11 protein-coding genes and 2 pseudogenes are annotated in these 16,459 nt (G+C 70.9%); 5 read left to right on the forward strand and 8 right to left on the reverse strand.

Annotation, left to right across the window (positions count from 1 at the left end):
* Nucleotides 1–21: 21 nt before the first annotated feature.
* The 4 genes and pseudogenes from ACHZ99_RS00005 to ACHZ99_RS00020 all read right to left on the reverse strand — a co-directional run bounded on the left by ACHZ99_RS00005 (nucleotide 22) and on the right by ACHZ99_RS00020 (nucleotide 3,863).
* Nucleotides 22–1,077, reverse strand: coding sequence for a DUF3710 domain-containing protein (locus ACHZ99_RS00005; RefSeq protein ID WP_420302178.1), 1,056 nt, complete (start codon nucleotides 1,075–1,077; stop codon nucleotides 22–24).
* Between the two features lie 401 nt (nucleotides 1,078–1,478).
* Nucleotides 1,479–2,471 carry a DUF3710 domain-containing protein gene (locus ACHZ99_RS00010; RefSeq protein WP_420302179.1) on the reverse strand — a complete coding sequence of 331 codons (993 nt, stop codon included), beginning with the start codon at nucleotides 2,469–2,471 and terminating at the stop codon, nucleotides 1,479–1,481.
* Nucleotides 2,472–2,887: 416 nt separating this feature from the next.
* Nucleotides 2,888–3,358, reverse strand: a complete 471-nt coding sequence (locus ACHZ99_RS00015) for an NUDIX domain-containing protein (protein WP_420302180.1) — start codon at nucleotides 3,356–3,358, stop codon at nucleotides 2,888–2,890.
* 14 nt (nucleotides 3,359–3,372) lie between these two features.
* A pseudogene (locus tag ACHZ99_RS00020) lies at nucleotides 3,373–3,863 on the reverse strand (helix-turn-helix domain-containing protein).
* Between the two features lie 442 nt (nucleotides 3,864–4,305).
* On the opposite strand from ACHZ99_RS00020, the pseudogene ACHZ99_RS00025 reads away from it, so the two are divergent.
* The 4 genes and pseudogenes from ACHZ99_RS00025 to ACHZ99_RS00040 all read left to right on the forward strand — a co-directional run.
* A pseudogene (locus ACHZ99_RS00025) lies at nucleotides 4,306–4,425 on the forward strand (site-specific integrase); the annotation flags it as partial.
* A 162-nt stretch (nucleotides 4,426–4,587) separates the two neighbouring features.
* On the forward strand, nucleotides 4,588–4,995 hold the full coding sequence (locus ACHZ99_RS00030; protein WP_420302181.1) for a hypothetical protein: 408 nt from the start codon (nucleotides 4,588–4,590) through the stop codon (nucleotides 4,993–4,995).
* Nucleotides 4,996–5,168: 173 nt separating this feature from the next.
* Nucleotides 5,169–6,200: an effector-associated domain 2-containing protein gene (locus ACHZ99_RS00035; protein WP_420302182.1), complete on the forward strand. Its 1,032-nt coding sequence runs from the start codon at nucleotides 5,169–5,171 to the stop codon at nucleotides 6,198–6,200.
* Nucleotides 6,201–6,545: 345 nt separating this feature from the next.
* Complete coding sequence (locus ACHZ99_RS00040; protein WP_420302183.1) at nucleotides 6,546–8,390, forward strand: HEXXH motif domain-containing protein; 1,845 nt, start codon at nucleotides 6,546–6,548, stop codon at nucleotides 8,388–8,390.
* A gap of 103 nt (nucleotides 8,391–8,493) precedes the next feature.
* On the opposite strand, the gene fxsT is transcribed toward ACHZ99_RS00040, so the two are convergent.
* From fxsT to ACHZ99_RS00060, 4 genes are all read right to left on the reverse strand, one after another.
* Nucleotides 8,494–12,417 (reverse strand): FxSxx-COOH system tetratricopeptide repeat protein, encoded by a 3,924-nt coding sequence (fxsT, locus tag ACHZ99_RS00045; RefSeq protein ID WP_420302184.1) that lies wholly within the window; start codon nucleotides 12,415–12,417, stop codon nucleotides 8,494–8,496.
* 131 nt (nucleotides 12,418–12,548) lie between these two features.
* Nucleotides 12,549–14,003, reverse strand: a complete 1,455-nt coding sequence (locus ACHZ99_RS00050) for an effector-associated domain 2-containing protein (RefSeq protein ID WP_420302185.1) — start codon at nucleotides 14,001–14,003, stop codon at nucleotides 12,549–12,551.
* 345 nt (nucleotides 14,004–14,348) lie between these two features.
* Entirely contained in the window at nucleotides 14,349–15,263 is a 915-nt protein-coding gene (locus tag ACHZ99_RS00055) for an NAD-dependent epimerase/dehydratase family protein (RefSeq protein WP_420302186.1), read from the reverse strand.
* Nucleotides 15,264–15,320: 57 nt separating this feature from the next.
* On the reverse strand, nucleotides 15,321–15,776 hold the full coding sequence (locus tag ACHZ99_RS00060) for a hypothetical protein (protein WP_420302187.1): 456 nt from the start codon (nucleotides 15,774–15,776) through the stop codon (nucleotides 15,321–15,323).
* 100 nt (nucleotides 15,777–15,876) lie between these two features.
* Here ACHZ99_RS00060 and ACHZ99_RS00065 point away from each other — a divergent pair, with 100 nt between their 5' ends.
* Nucleotides 15,877–16,458 (forward strand): M23 family metallopeptidase, encoded by a 582-nt coding sequence (locus tag ACHZ99_RS00065; protein WP_420302188.1) that lies wholly within the window; start codon nucleotides 15,877–15,879, stop codon nucleotides 16,456–16,458.
* The last annotated feature ends 1 nt before the right edge of the window (nucleotide 16,459 follow it).

Raw genomic sequence — 16,459 nt, forward strand, 5'->3', positions numbered from 1 at the left:
CTGGGGTTTTCAAGCAGACGCTCAATACACTGGCGTCAACCGTTCATCCCAACCATGAGACGGCGGCCACCGGAGGTGCATACGCTCACGATCTCGCCCTGCTGACGCGGATGGATTTACGACCGTGTCGACGAAAACGCGACGCACCTGATTGTGATGAAAATAAGCATCCTGTGGATGTTCTACTGTTCCACGGAGCAGCCATCCAGGACCTTCGCAACCGAGAAAGCGGGTGGACATCGAGGAGGCGCGGCGAGCATGAGGAACCCGCGCACGCAATTCTACACCCAGGCTGGCGAGATAAGACTCGGCGACCACCCCTCGCGAGAAAAGACTGCCACGGATACCACCGAGCAGGCCATCCCACAATCCGCCGCCATCCATATGCAGTGCTTCAAGTTTGATCTCAGTACCCCCGATCGCGAGATTTACCCCGCAGACCACTCCGCGATCCCATTCAGGTCGGATTCTCATCCCAAAAACATAAGGGATCGCGAGGGCACCCAGGTCAATGTATGAGGGACTGAGGATTTCCACCTCCTCCGCATCCCATGGACCTACCCTCCCATCTCGCACAGCAGGACGAATCTGCGAAGGGACAACGTCGAAGGCAGCAAACCGCTCATCCCCGACCGCCTGTTTCACATATTCCGCTTCTGAACCCTGCAGAAATTCCGCGGCGAGCGCGAGGCGATTCGACACGTCAGTGTCCGACATCCCTTCGTATCGATATTCTGACGAGAGAAGGGCGAGCCAATTACTCACGCGCCCCAAACTTCGGCTGCTCGCCTCAACCGCAGCCTCTGCATCAGCAGTGAAAGAGCGTGCAACGAGCATCGCCTCGGCGAGCGGCAACTCCACACCGACCTCGTCGAGCACCGTTTCCAACGGCGCTTGATCCACCCGATCTTCCAGTTCAGCCATCCAGCCACCCAGGTCCACCGCGAACAAGGAAGCCGGAGGGAGTTGACCCTCGTCTGCCCGCCGAGACTTCCTCTCCTCCTCCAGCGGAAGGAATCGATCAGACTCGTATTTACGCCAGAGCTCCCACGCATCACCCAGCATCGCGGCTTTCATCTCCGTCTCAATCTTCTCATTATGTTGTAACCAATCACGCCTGCTGTCATGGCGACAGGGGTAACCGGCTCGGCACCCTCCAGACCACCTACCACAGGAGAAACGTCCTGCACGGTGCTAGATACTCGACCAGGTGCTCCCGAAATCGCACTTACGCGTTCATCTCGTCGGTCACGTACTTCTTCAACCCTTACCCTGCGCTCGCCGCGTCGCCGGATATTCGTCCCACCATCAGGGCCATCGTTCAGACGGTCAGTGGTTCAGGTCATCGCCGCAGGTTTGCGCGTTGCCGCCGCTGACGCCACTGGGGGATCCCCTGCCGCAGTCCAGGCCCAGGCCGACGGGACTCCTACAAGATCGTGTTACGAGCTCATAGCCTTCCCAGTAGCACGGCGACTTCGTCAGCTCAGTTCGGTCGGCCAGCGCAAGACGACCGCTCCCCCAGTGGCGTAATCTGCATCCCGCAGATCGACCACTGTATTGGTAAAGAAGAAATGAATCCTTCCATCGATGACATCCGACGAGACTCCGATCCCGGACTCAATACCTCTCAGAATCCACCCAGGGCCATCACAGCCGACGAATCTGAACACCTGCGGCTCTTGACCCTTGAGTCCAGGAAGAGTTGCTGTAACCTCTGGACCTAGAGCCTGGATCGCCTCTGCGGCCTCTCCTCCCTTAGCTGCGGCGCTCTCGATGATGCCCTGTCTGGATGAATTCCATGTCCTGCTTGATGAGCCGACCTGGAATGCCTGCACAACAAATCTCATGCCAGCCAGTTTTGCCACTGCACCTACAATCATGCCATCTACCCGGTACGGCAGGATGTCGACTCCGGGTATACGCGGCACCAGCAACGAGCCAAGGTTAAGACGTTCGACATCTGGTCTCCAAGATTCCGAGACATCCCAAGGTCCATATTCGCTGCTGCGGATTCGAGGCTCCACCAGGAGGCCACTTTCCAGAATTTCACGACACTTGACTTCCGCCCTCTCCAGCAGGTCATCAAGCTCTGCCGAAGAAATCTTTCGGATACTGACGACTCCTCCGAGGAGGCGGAATGCCGCATCCCAGGTAATCCCTTCCGGGCCGCCCAGGCGGCTCGATCGGACCACATCCGCAAGCAGCAGCCCTTCGATGTCGACGCCCTCAAGGTCCTCCAGCCCTCGTGTATGGGCGACTACCTCATTCAGCAGTCTGCCCACGCTGCCGTCTTCGGGGATACTTCCTAACGCATCCACGACGGCCACATGGATGGCGACCAGTGTGAGCAGTTCAGGCGTGGTGCGGTCCCATGCCGCCGGGCGCACATCCCGTGGGGATATGCGCGACAGATCGCCTTCAACCTCAAGGCGCCCCAGTATCTCCTTGACCTGCGCTACCGATTCTGACATGGGAGATCCCCTCAGAGGCTCCGCCGCTTTATCTCTCCTACAGAGCACATCGTAGGCCACAATGGCCGTTGTAACGAGCGATCCATCGGGATCCGCTGCTGATACGCCGTTATCGACAACGTCACCCACTCGCTGCCCGAGGTTGGGAGACTCTTCTACGGCGTCTCTTCGGAGCACTGCTCGTCGCTGCCTCTCTTCCTGAGCCTGAGCAACTTCTTCTGCGGCTTCACCAGGAGTAAGGGAGGAATCCCCAGAAGAATCTGGGATCTCTTCAGGGCAATTACTACTGTTGTGAACGAGAACCGCGGCCAGCCCCGCCAGCACATAGTACGTGTGCTACGCGAAGTCTTCGACCTGCTTTTTCACAGGTGAAGTGCGGTTTGCTGGTTTTGCCGTCGCTACTGCCGTCCGGCGGTTCAGCCCAGGTACGGCTTCTCGCGGTGTTCCAGGAAGTGCTGGAGCCTGAGTCGTTGGGTGTGGTGCATCGGCAACTGCTCGATCTCGTCCGGCGGCACGAACCGGAGCTCGGTGGACTCGTCGGAGATTGCCAGTTGGCCCCCTGTGATGCGGGCGTTGAAGCAGACGTTGAACTGTCTGCGGACCTCACCGTCGGTGTAGGCGATGATGTGTTTCGGGTCGGTGTAGGTGCCGACCAGGCCGGTGATCTGGACGTCGAGGCCGGTTTCTTCTTTGACCTCGCGGACGGCGGTGCCGGGCAGGGAGTCGGTGAGGTCCATGCCGCCGCCGGGCAGTGCCCAGAGGTCGTTGTCGCGGCGGCGCTGGAGGAGGATGCGCCCGTGATCGTCGGTGACGACGGCGGATGCGGCGACGACCATGCTGTTCGGCTGGGGCGCGTTCGGGTCGTCGTAGTACTCGGTGCGGGCCACGGTCAGCCGTCCTCTCATGCGGGCGTTGCCGTCGCCCACACAGCGTCGAAGCTCTCGGCGTAGGTGTCGAACATGCCGCCTGCCTCGTGTCGGCGAAGATGCCATACGGGGGCGGCGTAGGCGTTGACGCCTCAGACGTGGGCGTTGACGAGTTGCTGGTCGTCGGCGCGGTAGAAGGAGTTGTAGAGCGTAGTTGCGTGGGTGCGGACTTCGAGGCCGGGGGTGCCGGCGAGCGGCCTGTAGCGCATGAGTGCGAGGCCTCAGCGGGATTCGATGCCGTGGCCGAACCGCTCCTCCTGACCGCGGGCTTGGACGTTGTCGCTGTCGGGGTCCCCGATCGCGATGCGGACGGTGTGGCCGCCTGGAGGGCGGTGGCACGACGTGGGATACGCCCGAGGTTCACCCAGCGCTCGACCGACTTGGGGTCGACCTCGACCTCCTGGGCAAGAGTCGCGTATGTCCAGCCTCAGGCTGCCATGACGGCTCGTACTCTCTCGTTCGGCACGAGTCTCCCTCTACATCTCAGGACGGCACCAGGGACGTTCTGCACGGTGCGGGACGTCCCGGATGGGGGTTGGGTGGAGGTTCCTTCGTCCCGGTGACCGGCGTGAGGATCGGTGCCGACCCTGCGGCACCGACGGACCCAAGGGCACGCACCATGCCGCCGAGGAGCGTCACCGTGCGAATGAGCGCCACCCCATGTGTTCCCGCCCTGCGACTGGACGCCCGGTCGCGCGCCGCCTCGCCGGGGTGGTCACGATGACGGCCCCTACCTCTGGTACCGGCGGGCACACCATCTTGCCCGATGTCGGCGCCCTGGTGGTCGACCGACGGAACGGCAAGGTGGGCGCGGTGATGGGGCACGTGGGGCCGTACGCACAGCCGGGAGTGGGACGTGCCGCCCGTACCCGCCCACGCCCTTACCGACTCGAACAGGAAGCCGTCCCATGACCACGCCCCGAGACATCAGTTTCTCCCGCCGCGTACGCGCCAACGGCGACGCAACCGTCTACCAGCGCCAGAACCGCCGCTGGGAAGCTGCCGGATACGTCCTCGCCCACGGCAATGAGGTCTCGTTCGGCGGTGGCGGGCGCCAGCGCCAGCGCGTTGCAGCGGACCGGTTGACACCTCCGAGGTCCGCTGCAACGTTACGAACGGGACAGTGAAGCCTGCGGCGCAGGCCGCGCCGGGGGGCGCACTGCGGACTCTGGGGGAGATTCATGAGGGCTGTGAAACGCCTGCTTGCCACGGTGGCCGGACTGGTGCTGGTGTCGGGTGCCCTGACCGGTACGACCGCCGCCGCTGCCACCGCGTCCGAGGGGGCGACGGCGGGTGTCCAGGGGGCGTGCTACGACGGGGCGGGGAGCTTCAGCAAGGGTTCGGGCGGCCATCTGGCTCCCGGCTACGTCCTGACGACGTCGAGCAACTGCAACGACATCAACCTGTACATGACCAGCGGTAACCGTTACGTCAAGGTGTGCTTTTACCCCAGCTCCGGCAAGGACTACTGCCAGAGCAGCTACAAGTACGCCAAGCTGGGCGCGTGGAAGGTGATCGCGACCGACGTGAAGGACAGCACCAAGTACAGGTTCTTCTTCAGTTCCACCGGGTCGGCTTCCGGCTGGTACGCGGACTGAGCAGCGGGTAACTGCCGGGCGCCCGACGCCGGCCGGTGCGGGTCGAGCCTGGCTCGGCCCGCACCGTTCGCCGTTCGGGCGGGTGGTGCGGGCTCCGGGGCGGCGGGTACGTTCCTCGTGTGGGTGACCGGGGTGGGCCTCAGGGGCCGGAACGCGCCGCGGGGGGTCTGGAAATGGCCAGGGTGGCCGAGGTCCTCGTCGGCTCTCCGGCCGGTACGGACGGACGGCCCGGTGCGGGCGGGCGGCGCGGGTCCGGGTACCGGGTCGGCGACCGGTTCGTCCTGACCGCCGGGCATCTCGTGGCCTCGCCGGTGGGCTCCCTGCGCGTCCGCTTCCACGCCGACCGGCCCGGGGAGTGGACCACCGGGGCCGCCGTCCGCCTCTGTTCCGAGGCCGCCGACCTCGCCCTGCTGGAGCTCGCGGCGCCGCGGGGCACGGCCGTCTACCCGCCGCGGTACGCGGCCGTCCCCGACGCGGACGTGGTGCTGCCGTTCACCGCGGTCGGCTTTCCGCTCTTCAAGCTCCGCGAGGACGGCGGCGGTTCACCCGGCCGGTACCGCGACACCTTTCACGCCTCCGGCACCGTCGCCGCGCTCTCCAACCGGCGCGAGGGGACCCTCGAACTCGCCGTCCAGCAGCCCGCCGAGCCGGTCGGGTCGGACCGCTCCCCCTGGCAGGGCATGTCCGGCGCCGCCGTCTGGTCGGACGACGCCGTGGTCGGCGTGGTCGCCGCCCACCACCGCGCGGACGGCCCCGGCCGGCTCGCCGCCACCCGGGTCGAGCGCTGGTACGAGGTGCTGTCCCCCGCCGACCTGGACGTCCTGCGCGGCTGCGCCGGCCTGCCGCCGCGGGAGGAGCTGGCCGGGGGCGGCGGGCGGGCGGCGGTGGCGTCGCTGGTGGGGCTGCCGCCCGGCCTGGCCATGGGCGACCTGAAGGACCTCGTCGCGGCGCTGGCCGAACTGCCCACGCTGCGCCGGCCCGGCGGCCTGGAGACGGTGCTGGACGACGTCGACCCGCGGATCGACGGCAACCGCGTCCGCGCCACGACGCTGCGGGCCGAGCTCTACGGCGTGCTCCGCGCCTGTCTGCGCTACCCCGGCACGCTCGACGAGTTCCTGGCCGCGTTACGGGTGTGGGAGGAGGGGTCCGCGGAGATGGCCCGGGTGTCCGCGGAGGCCGCCGCTCTGGCCCGACGGCACAGGTGACGTGTTTGCCGACTGGCTGACCCGCGGGGTTTCGACGCCTGCCCGGCTGGGTCATCATTGGCTAAGGCAACGGCGCCGCGTACATGCCACCACACGACCGGGAGGGGATTTGCAGCCATGGAGTCGGAGATTCCTGACGCAGAGTCCGCGGTCCTGGACCTCTCGGGGGTCTCTCTCGAATCGCTGCGCGCTATGCAAGGGCCGGCCATCGCGGCGTCTCTGGAGCGGCTGATGCACCACATCGACCACCCTCCGGCGGTGCTGGCGGGCGGCTACGGAGGCGACCGCGCGCGTATCGACTGAGGCCGGGGTGGGGACCGCCGACGGCCGACATGGGGAGACCTGGTGCCCGCAGAGGAAAGTGCACCGCAGGACCGTGCGGCCTTCCACCGGCTCCCGGAGGCCGCCCTGGATGCCCTCATCAGGGGCGACGGTGACCGTGAGGTCGTCGGAGAGCTGCGCAACGCGGAGCTGAGCCGCCGGAAGTTGCTGCTCCGTGCGCTGCTGGACCAGAGCGGCGGACAGGCTTCGGCCGACGCGTGGGCCCTGCTGGAGGAGGCGCAGCGGCGGGCGCCGGAGGTGGTCGACGACCTGCTGTTGGCTCCCGGTACGGGCATCTGGCTTTCCACCGCGCTGCGCCGGCTGCGCGGTCAGCCGGCGGAGGACGCGCCGGCCTGGGTGACCGCCGGGCACCTGTCCGCCGTGGCCGCGGCCGCGGCCGGGCGGGCGGGGGTCGGCTTCACCGCCACGGTGCCGGTGCGCCGGGGGTACGTTCCCCTGCCCACGCTGGGCTGCGCCGTGCTGCCCGCGGACGCGGACGGGTGGGGCACGGCCCGGGTCACGGGCCGGGAAGGCGGCGGCCTGAAGTTATCCGGCCACCGGGGAGAGGCCGTCGTCGCGGCCGGCGGGGACCGGCGGAGCGCGGAGTGGCTGCCCACGCGGCGTCTCACGGTGGGACCGCCCGGGCGCGAACTCGCCCTGACGCTGGAGGAGTGCGACCCCTACCGCACGTACCTCGGCACCAGCCCGCCGCGCGTTCTGCCGGACGCCGAGGCGGCGCAGTGGGAGGCGTGCGCCGGCGAGGCGTGGAGCATCCTGTTACGCGACGAACCGGTCGCCGCCGACGGGATGCGCCGCGGCCTGCTCTCGATCACGCCGACGGGGCCGAGAGAAAGGTTTCGGCCCTACAGCAGTTCCACGGGTGAAGCCTTCGGCGGTATGAACGCCTCCCTGCCGGACGGCGCTTCGCACTTCGCCGCGACGCTGGTGCACGAGTTCCAGCACATCAAGCTCGGCGCGCTGCTGCACCTGTACCCGCTGCTCCGGCCGGCCGCGCCCGGCGACGGGGCGGAGCCCGAGCTGTTCCACGCCCCCTGGCGGGACGACCCGCGCCCCCTGGAGGGCCTGGTGCAGGGCATCTACGCGTTCTTCGGCGTGGCGCGCTTCTGGCGCACCCACCGGCACGCCGTCGACCCGGCGGACGCGCCGGTGGCCCACTTCGAGTACGTCTTCTGGCGCGACGAGGTACGGGCCACGCTGGCGGCGGTACGGGGCCACGAGCGGTTCACGCCGCTGGGATCCCGCCTGATCGCCACGCTCGGCGAGCGCTGCGACCGGTGGGCGGCGGCCGACGACGTACCCGCGGAGGTGTCCCGGCTGGCCGAGGAGGCGGCGTCGGACCACCTGGCCCGCTGGCGCGAGCACCACCTGCGGCCGCCCGCGCGGGCCGTGGACGAGGCGGCGCGCGCCTGGATCCGGGGAGCCCGGCGGCCACCGTCCGCGCTCGCCGCCGAGCCCGCGACGGTGCCCGACCCCGCGGTGGCGTTCCTCGACGTGGCGGGCGTCCTCGCCCGGCACTCCCTCGGCAAGACGGGCGGGGACCGGACGGGCCCGGCCGAGGACGTGAGCGGAGCGGGTGCCGCCGACGTGCTGCTGGCCCGGGGGGACCGGACGGCGGCGGAGCACGCCCTGCGGGCACGGCTGCGCGACGCGCACGTTCCCGTCGGGACCTGGGCGGTCCTGGGCCGGGCGCTGGCCGGCGACCCGGCGCACCGGGCCGCGTCCCGGGTCCTGCGGCGGTTCCCCGAACGGGCGCGGGCGCTGCACGAGGCCCTCCGGGCGGCGGGAGAGGTATCGGCGGATCCCGTGGCACTCGCCGGCTGGCTGGGCGCCGGGGGCACGGCGGACTGACCGCGGCCGAGGGCCGCGGCGGACGGACCGGGCCGCCCCGGCCGGCCGCGCGCGGGCCGGCCGGGGCGAGGCGGGCGGCTCCCGCCCCGCCGTCGTCCCGGGTTTACAGCGGTGCCGGGTCGATGTCGCAGTCCGCCCGCAGCCCCGCGGTGAACGCCAGGATCGCCGGGTGCGTCGTGGGAACCTCACCTTCCAGCGGCTCGGGAGCCGCAAGCGCCCGCCGGAGCCGTTCCAGGGTGTCCTGGCGCAGCGCGGTGGCCTCTTCGACGTCACCGCTCGCCGCGAGGTCCAGCGAGAGGTTGCCCGCGCAGGCCAGGGTGGTGGGATGGTCTGTGCCGAAGACCTCCTGGCACCGGCTCAGGGTCGGGCGCCCCCAGCGGAGGGCTTCCTCGTGGTCGCCGAGCGCCGCCATGTCGCTGGCGAGGTTCACCGCGGCCACCAGGGTGTGCGGGTGGTCGTCCCCGAGGACGTCGGTCAGGGTGCGGATCGCGTGCTCGTCGAGGCGGCGGGCCTCCTCCGGGCGGCCGAGGAGGCGTTCGGAGAGGGCGAGGTCGACGTCGGCGGCCAGGGCGTACGGGTGCTCTGCGGAGTACACGTGCCGGTAGCCCTCGCACGCCTTGGCGCCGCGGACCCGGGCGGCGTCCAGGTCGCCGGTCTGGCGCAGGGCGATGGACAGGCTCAGGGCGGCGGCCAGCGACCGGGGGTGGTCCTCGCCGTACCGGCGGGTGAAGCCCTCGTGGGCCTCGATGGCCAGCTCCAGCGAGCGGGCGTGGTCACCCGCCTTCCGGGTGGTGATGCTCAGCTCGCGCAGCGCGTGGAAGGTGAAGGGGTTGCGGCTGCCGAGGATGTCCTGCCGGGCGGCCACGGCCGTTTCCTGCAACGGCAGCGCGCCGACGTAGTCGCCGCTCTCCCGTACGTCGATGGCCACGGAGACCTCGGTCGCGAGGCTGCGCGGGTCGTCGCGCCCGAAGAGCCGCTGCCGCAGCAGCCAGGTCTGGCGGTCCAGCTCCAGCGCGCCCTGGAAGTCGCCCATGAGGCGCAGGCTCACGGCGTAGTTGTGGGCGACGTTGAGCGTGGTGGGGTCCTCCTCGCCGAACGCCTGGAGGGCCCGTTCGTGGGCGGCCTTGTCGATCTCGGCGCCTTCCGCGAAGCGTCCCTCCGCGCGCCGGACGGCCGCCTCCAGCTGGAGGGCTTCGAGCGCGTCCTCGCTGTCCGCGGGCTGGGTACGGTCGTAGGTCTGCCGCAGCTGGCCCACCAGCCGGGCCGCGTCCCCGTACCGTCCGACGGCCCAGTACATGAAGCCCAGGTGCTGGCCCATCAGCAGGGACAGCGAGTCCTCCGCCGAGAACAGCTCCGTCCAGGCGCTCCACGCCTCCTCGGAGAACTCGACCGCGGCGTCGTGGTCGCCCCAGCGGTAGAGGTACCGGGCGACGTTCAGCACCAGCTGGCGTACCCACGGCTGGTCCGACCTGACGGCGTCGGAGGCGATGACATGCGTGTACAGCTCCGCATACCTCGGCCAGTTCGACGGGTCGTTCGGTTCCTTGGGGTCTGCGGTGGCCATCAAGGAGTGAGCGCCTTGGCGCATGCGGTTCTGCTCCTCCGGACTCATGCGGTTCACCAGTACGAGCTGCACGAGTCGGTGCATCTCGATGGAGTTCGTGCGGTGGTCGATGCGGGCGAGTGAGTAGCGGTTGATCTCCCGTATGGCGCGGGCGAGCTTCATCGGGTCGTTGAGGGCGGAGTCCAGCTCGGGGTAGATGCTCTGCGGGCCCGGGCCCTTGAGGACCGAGCGGGAGATCGGGTCGGGGGCGAAGTAGGAGCACAGCTCCAGCAGCCGGAGGGCCGTCGGGCTGCGCTGCTCCAGGTGGTCGAGCGAGACGTTCCAGGCGGCGGCGACCGGCAGCTGGTAGTCCGGCGGCGGGGCGGTCTCCAGGAGTTCGTTCTTCTTGTCCTCGAACAGCCGCAGGTACTCGGAGGTCGGCATGCCGGTCTCGGTGCGCCAGGCGGCCGCCTGCACCAGGGCCAGCGGCAGGTCGCCCAGCGCCGCGGCCAGCGCTTCGGCCTCCTCGTCCGCCAGCTCCGGGCCCGACCGGCTCAGCAGCTTCTTGCTCTCCTCGCGGGTGAAGACGTCCACGTCGAGGGAGCCGCCCACCAGGCTCCAGCGGCGGTTGCGGGAGGTGACCACGATGGTCCCGGTGCCGCCGGTGGGGAAGTAGGGGCGTACCTGCTCGGGGCTGTCCGCGTTGTCGAAGATCAGCAGCCAGCGGGCGTACGGCTTGCCCTCGCGCAGCGCCTCCCGGACGACGGGGGCGGCGACGTTGACCTCGGAGGTGGTCTCCAGGCCCAGCCGTTTGGCGAGTTCCACCAGGGACTGGCCGATCTGGCCCGGCCGCTCCGAGGGAATCCACCACACGATGTCGTACTCGTCCTGGTGGCGGTAGGCGTACTCGATCGCCAGCTGGGTCTTGCCGACGCCGCCCATCCCGTGAATGGCCTCGGGCAGGACCGTCGTCGTCCCCTCCTGCAGCCGCTGTTCGAGCAGCGCCAGAAGTTCGTCCCGGCCGGTGAAGTTCTGGTTCCGCGGCGGCAGGTTTCCCCAGATCCGCGGCCGTCCGGCGCGCTCTGTGTCCAGGGTGCGCTGGGACGTGGTCGACATGGACGGTGCTCCTTCGCCTGCTGCGGATACGGGTGGTGCTGTCGGCGATGCGGTGGGCGGAGCCTCGGGGGAACGGGCCGCTTTCCACTGATCGTGCCATTTCAGGGCTTTCCGCAGAATCGCGGCGCGCTGAGGGAATGAGCCGGACAGGGCGGACAGGGCGGCCAGCTCCACCCGAAGGAACGCGGCACTCCGCCTGGTGACGGCCGGGACCGCCGACTCGTCCAGCGGGGCGGCGAGCGGCGGCAGCAGCGTGGCGCTGCCCGGGTCCGACGCCAGGACCGCGTGGACGTCACGCAGGGTACGGGCGGTGGCGCTGCGCCGCCCGAGGGCGAGCAGCTGCTCGCGGGTGCCGGGGGTGAACTCGTACGCGAGGGCCCCCGGGGCGTCGTCGTGCACTCCGGTGGGGCGCACCAGCCCGCTCATGAAGAACTCGGCGGCGTGCACCGGCCCCGCGACGGGCGTGGACTCCACCACCCGGCGGATGACCGGCAGGCTCAGCGGTGCCGCGGCCAGCCGGGTGGCCAGCCGGAACGCGGTGGGCGAGGCGGCGGCACGGAAGTCGAAGACCCGGTCCGCGGCGGGCTGCTGCCGTGTCCCGTCGGGGGGTTCGGCCAGCCAGGGCAGCGGCCGGGCGAGGTCCGGCCGGTTCTTCCAGCGGTGGGCCAGGAAGGCCGGCAGGTCGACCCAGCGGTGTGCGTCGCCGGACAGCAGGTGCGCCAGGGCCCGCGCGCCGTGGTGGGTGAGGGAGAGCACGGGCATGACGGACGGTTCGCCCTCGGCGTCGTCGTCCGGGTGGCCCGGTGATGCGGCGGGGACGTCCCGCTCGCGCCACTCCCAGGTGCCGTTGGCGGCCCAGGCGTGGTCCGCCCGGACCCGGAGGCGGGAGACGGTGAGGCCGGTGCGGTACCACAGCGGGGGCGGGAGCAGCTCGATCACGGCGACGGGCAGCTTCCGTCCCCACTCCCGCAGCAGTTCCTGCACGACGCCCAGGTGCCAGCCGGCGGCCAGGCCGTCGGTGGCGACCAGGACCACGGTCCGGGCCCCCGCCGGGCGCGCCGGGTCGAGCGGTACGTCGGTGTGCACCCTCGCGGGCGCCGTCTCGTCGGTACGGAGCAGGCGCAGGCTCCGTACCTCGGCGAAGCTGTCCGTCAGCACCCGCCGCAGCTGAGCCAGCTGCCGGCCCCACACCTGCACCGTGACGTGGGCGTCGACGACCAGCAGCACCCGGTGCGGTGCGCCGCCGTCCCCGGCGGGCCAGCTGTCCCACAGCGGAGTCAGATCCGGTCCGTCCGCCCACGTGCCGCCCGGACCGGCCGGGTCCGCCGCGGGCCCGGACCGCTCACCCTGCGCGTCGTCATCGGGCATGGGCAGCACCGCCCTCACGGCACCTTGGTCGCGGGGCACCGGTGCCCGGCCGCCCCTCGTCGGGGCGGTGGCGCATGTCTGCCGACGTACTCCACGTCACCGCGTGCCCTCTCCTTCCCTGCCTTCATGCCTCACCGCCTCCGGTCGGGGCCGCCCGTGTCGGGACGGCTCGAAGGTCCGGGTATGCGTTCGGGGTCGTCCAGCAGCACGGCCAGATGACGCCCGACGTGGCCGTCCCAGTTCTCCCGGCCGAGCGAGAGCGCCTGTCTGCGCCAGACGCGGGTGCGCTCCAGCAGGCCGGCGAGACTGCGCTCCTGGAGGATGTCGGCCGCCGCCTCCCGGAAGGCGGGATCGGATGCGCCGCGCTGCCAGAGCATCGCCGGGATGCCCGCCCGCAGGGCCGCGGTGAACTCGTCCTGCGCGGTCTCCGAGTCGCTGCCGGGGACCTCGTTCAGTACGAGGCAGACGATCTGGTCGTCCTCCTGGAGCTCCCGTTCGAGGTGGAACGCCGACTGGCCGGGTCTGCTCCAGTGCGACCGGCTCTCGGCCGGCGTGTCCCGCAGCTGCCGCCAGCGGTTGTTCCACGGCCGGTACCAGGGCTTGCGCAGCCGGTCGAGGGACCGCAGCACCACGGTGTAGTACATGACCAACGGGGTCGGCTGCCGCGCGTCGGACTCCTTGTTCCACCACTCCACGGGCTCCCGGAGGAGTTCCCACGGAAGGATGAACTCGATGACCACCGGCTGCCGGAGGTCCGCCCAGCGCGCCTCGGCCTGTTCGACGAGCCGCTCCACCTCGACCTCAAGGTCGTTGCGGCGCACGTTCAGGGTCTCGCCGGGGACGGGGTGCCAGCCGTCCGCGTCGGCCTGGCGCCAGTGCGACAGGTAGAAGCGGTCGGGGTCCACGCCGTCCGGCTCGCACTGGATGAGCAGGTACGCCGGGTGGAGGGAGGGTTCGGCGGACGGCGACGTACGGACGCGCTGCTTGGTGGCGGCCCAGTCGGCCTGGACGTCGAGGAGCCCCCTGGCCCGGGACTGCCGGCGGGCCCAGCGGCGCAGCTCCTCCGCCTCGCCGTGGCGCCCCTCCTCCACCAGGAGGTCCGCGGCCAGGTCCAGGTACGCCAGGCAGGGCGGCAGTTCGTCCTCGGTGGTGTTGTCGCCGGCCAGCCGCAGGAACACGTCCCAGCCGGTCTTGCACCACGCCTCCAGTTCCTGCGTGCGGGAGTGGCTGGCCCGGCGGGCGAGGGTGAGCAGGGCGTCCGAGGGGAGCTTCTGCAGCACGGGCCGCAGGGGGTGCAGGTCGTCGAAGCGGAAGAAGACCGCCGCCTCCCACTCGTCCAGCAGCCGCGCCAGCTCGTCCATGAGCACGGACTGCTGTTCCACGTAGCCGAGGCAGCGCGCGAGGCCCTGCAGCCCTTCGTCGACGTCCGCGCAGATCCCGACGAGCCGTAACAGCCAGACGCGCAACGGCTGGTCGGGGCGGGGCGGCTCCAGGGGCGTCTGGAGCTCCGCGGCGACGGCCTGGAGGACCATCTCCATGCTGGCCGGGCGCCGCATGGTCTCGGCCTCCTGGAGCACGTCGACCATGGAGGCCAATAACTCGTTGCGAACCCGTGCAGGACTGCGTCCCTCCACGCCTGTGCCCCCAGTTGCTCTCGCCTTCGTCCGCGCGCCGTGGGAACAGGGTACGGCCAGCAGTCCCGGCGAGCCATCGTGAGGACGGGCGCGGACGGTCGTCTTTCGGCTACTTTCACGGCGCTTCACCGGGCCCCCCTCTCTCCGTGTGCGGGCGATGCTATCGGGGATGCGCGGCGCCACGCGGTCCGTTGCGGAGCCGCTGACAAGTACCTGCCCGCCCGCGCTCGGGCCGAAGCCGCGCGGGATGCGTGCCCGGGTGCGGAGGGTGGTGACCGGGACGTCGCGTACGCCCCCTCAGGCGGCCGCGGCCATGTCGGCGAGCGTGTCGTCGAGCGGGGTGGGGCTGAGGTCGAAGGTGCGCTCGGTGTGGCTGGAGTCGAGGACGAACGGGCGGCGGAACTGGTATTGGACCTCGGGCAGTTCCCGTACCAGCGGCGAGAAAAGGCCGCCGGCGCGGAGCATCCAGCCGGGCATCGTCCGCAGCTTCGGCGGCCGCGCCCCGGCCACCCGCGCCAGCCGCGCGGCCAGGTCCCGTACGGACTCCGGCGGCGGCGTGGGGGCGTGCCAGACGCCGCCCCGGGCGGTCCCGTCCCCGGCCACGGCGACCAGGGCCCGGGCGGCGTCCCGGGTGGCCGTCCAGCTGTGCGGGGCGTCCAGGTCCGCCGGCACCAGCGCCGTCCGGCCCGTCAGCACCCGGGGCGCGACGCTCGCGGTGAAGACGGAGAGCGCGCCGACGCCGATGAAGTCGGAGGCGCGGACCGTGGCGACGCGCACCCTGCCGGCCTCGTGCGCGGCGAGCGTCTGCCGCCAGACCTCGGCGCGGACGCGGCCCTTGACGCTGTTGGGGGCCGGCGGCAGATCCTCGGTCATGGGGCCGTCGACCTGTCCGTACGCGTAGGCGTTGTCCAGGAGTACGTAGTCGGCGCCGGTCCGCTCGGCCGCGGTGAGCTGCGCCGCGGCCAGCGGCGGGAACGCCTCGGCCCAGGTGTGGTAGGGCGGGGCGGCGCAGTTGAGCAGGGTGGCGGCGCCGTCGGCGACCTCGGTGAGCCGGTCGGCGTCGGCGGCGTCGGCGGCGACCCGTTCCACGCCCGGGTGCCCGGGGCCGGAACCGCTGCGGGTGACGAGGCGGACCCGGTGGCCGCCGTCCGCGAGCAGGCGCGCGGCGGCGCTTCCGGTGGCTCCGGCACCCACCACGATCACAAGGGACATGGTCAACTCCTCGAATGTCGCCTGACTTCCGGTACGGATCCCGTGCGGTCCCCGTCGCTACTGCGGCCAGCCCGCGGACGGCGGCGCGGTGTCCTCCCCCGCGTACCGCTCGGCGCAGCGCCTGCGCACTTCGGTCTCGACGAGTTTCCGGGCCGCCGCGGCGCCGTGGGAGCGCCGTTCCCGCTCGGCCAGTTCGACGACGTCGAGCAGGATCGTGTTCTGTCCGTCGGACAGGCCCTTCTGCTGGTAGTCCGACTGGCTGCCGCCTCCGGGCTTGAGCTGGTCGTGGGCCCAGTACGTGAGGAGCCGGACGCAGACGGCCTCGCGCGAGGTGGCGCTCGGGGAAGGGGAGTCCGGCCGCCCGCCGCGGCCGTCCGCCGCGTGAGAGCCGCCGTCGCAGGCGGTCAGGGCCGCGGCGAGCAGCGCGGCGGCCCCGATCAGCGGCCACGCCCCCGGGCCCGGCCCCCGTCGCGCACGCGATCGCGTGCGCTCGCGCGTCGTCGCCCCACCCATGGCGACGACCGTACGCGAACGCGGCGGCCGCGGCCCTGTGTATCCGCTTTGTATGGCCGCCTCCTTCAATCGCCGGGACACCGACGACAAGGGGAGAACCATGCGCAGACGTTTCCGCCGAGTGCTCGCCTCCGTCGGCGTGGCCGCCGCCGTGGCCGTGGCGGCCCCGGTCGCCGTCGCCGCGCCGCAGGCGGCCGCGTCGTCAGAGGGCGCGGTGCCGCTGGCCCGGCCGGCGTTCAGGATGCCCTTCCTTTGCGGGCAGGTCTGGCGCGGCAACAACTGGCGCGGGCACAGCCCGGCGCACTCAATCGACTGGAACCACTACAACGCCCAGGGCGTCCCCGACGACCGCGGCCGCCGCGTCCTCGCCAGCGCGGGCGGCAAGGTCGTCGCGTCGTACTACTCCCGGAGCAACGGCTACGGCAACACCATCGTCATCGCGCACGGCGACGGCTGGCGGACCCGGTACGCGCACCTGAAGGAACGCACCGTCCAGCGCGGCACGCACGTGCGGCGCGGCCGGGTGATCGGGCGGGTCGGCGCCACCTCGGCGATCTACAACATCAGCCCGCACCTGCACTACGAGCAGCTCCACAGCGGCTCCGTCGTCGTCGCCGTCGTCCAGGGCGTCCGGTGGTACGACTACCTGGACCGGCGGCTGAAGAGCACGAACCGCTGCTGAC

The organism is Streptomyces sp. MAR4 CNX-425, from assembly GCF_048656465.1.
Lineage (GTDB): Bacteria > Actinomycetota > Actinomycetes > Streptomycetales > Streptomycetaceae > Streptomyces.

Excerpts from the sequence above, each read along its gene's own strand:
- ACHZ99_RS00050 (WP_420302185.1), bottom strand. The coding sequence starts at position 14,003 with ATGGTCGACGTGCTCCAGGAGGCCGAGACCATGCGGCGCCCGGCCAGC.
- ACHZ99_RS00065 (WP_420302188.1), top strand. The coding sequence starts at position 15,877 with ATGCGCAGACGTTTCCGCCGAGTGCTCGCCTCCGTCGGCGTGGCCGCC.
- ACHZ99_RS00060 (WP_420302187.1), bottom strand. The coding sequence starts at position 15,776 with ATGGGTGGGGCGACGACGCGCGAGCGCACGCGATCGCGTGCGCGACGG.
- ACHZ99_RS00010 (WP_420302179.1), bottom strand. The coding sequence starts at position 2,471 with ATGTCAGAATCGGTAGCGCAGGTCAAGGAGATACTGGGGCGCCTTGAG.
- ACHZ99_RS00055 (WP_420302186.1), bottom strand. The coding sequence starts at position 15,263 with ATGTCCCTTGTGATCGTGGTGGGTGCCGGAGCCACCGGAAGCGCCGCC.
- ACHZ99_RS00005 (WP_420302178.1), bottom strand. The coding sequence starts at position 1,077 with ATGAAAGCCGCGATGCTGGGTGATGCGTGGGAGCTCTGGCGTAAATAC.
- ACHZ99_RS00035 (WP_420302182.1), top strand. The coding sequence starts at position 5,169 with ATGGCCAGGGTGGCCGAGGTCCTCGTCGGCTCTCCGGCCGGTACGGAC.
- fxsT (WP_420302184.1), bottom strand. The coding sequence starts at position 12,417 with ATGCCCGATGACGACGCGCAGGGTGAGCGGTCCGGGCCCGCGGCGGAC.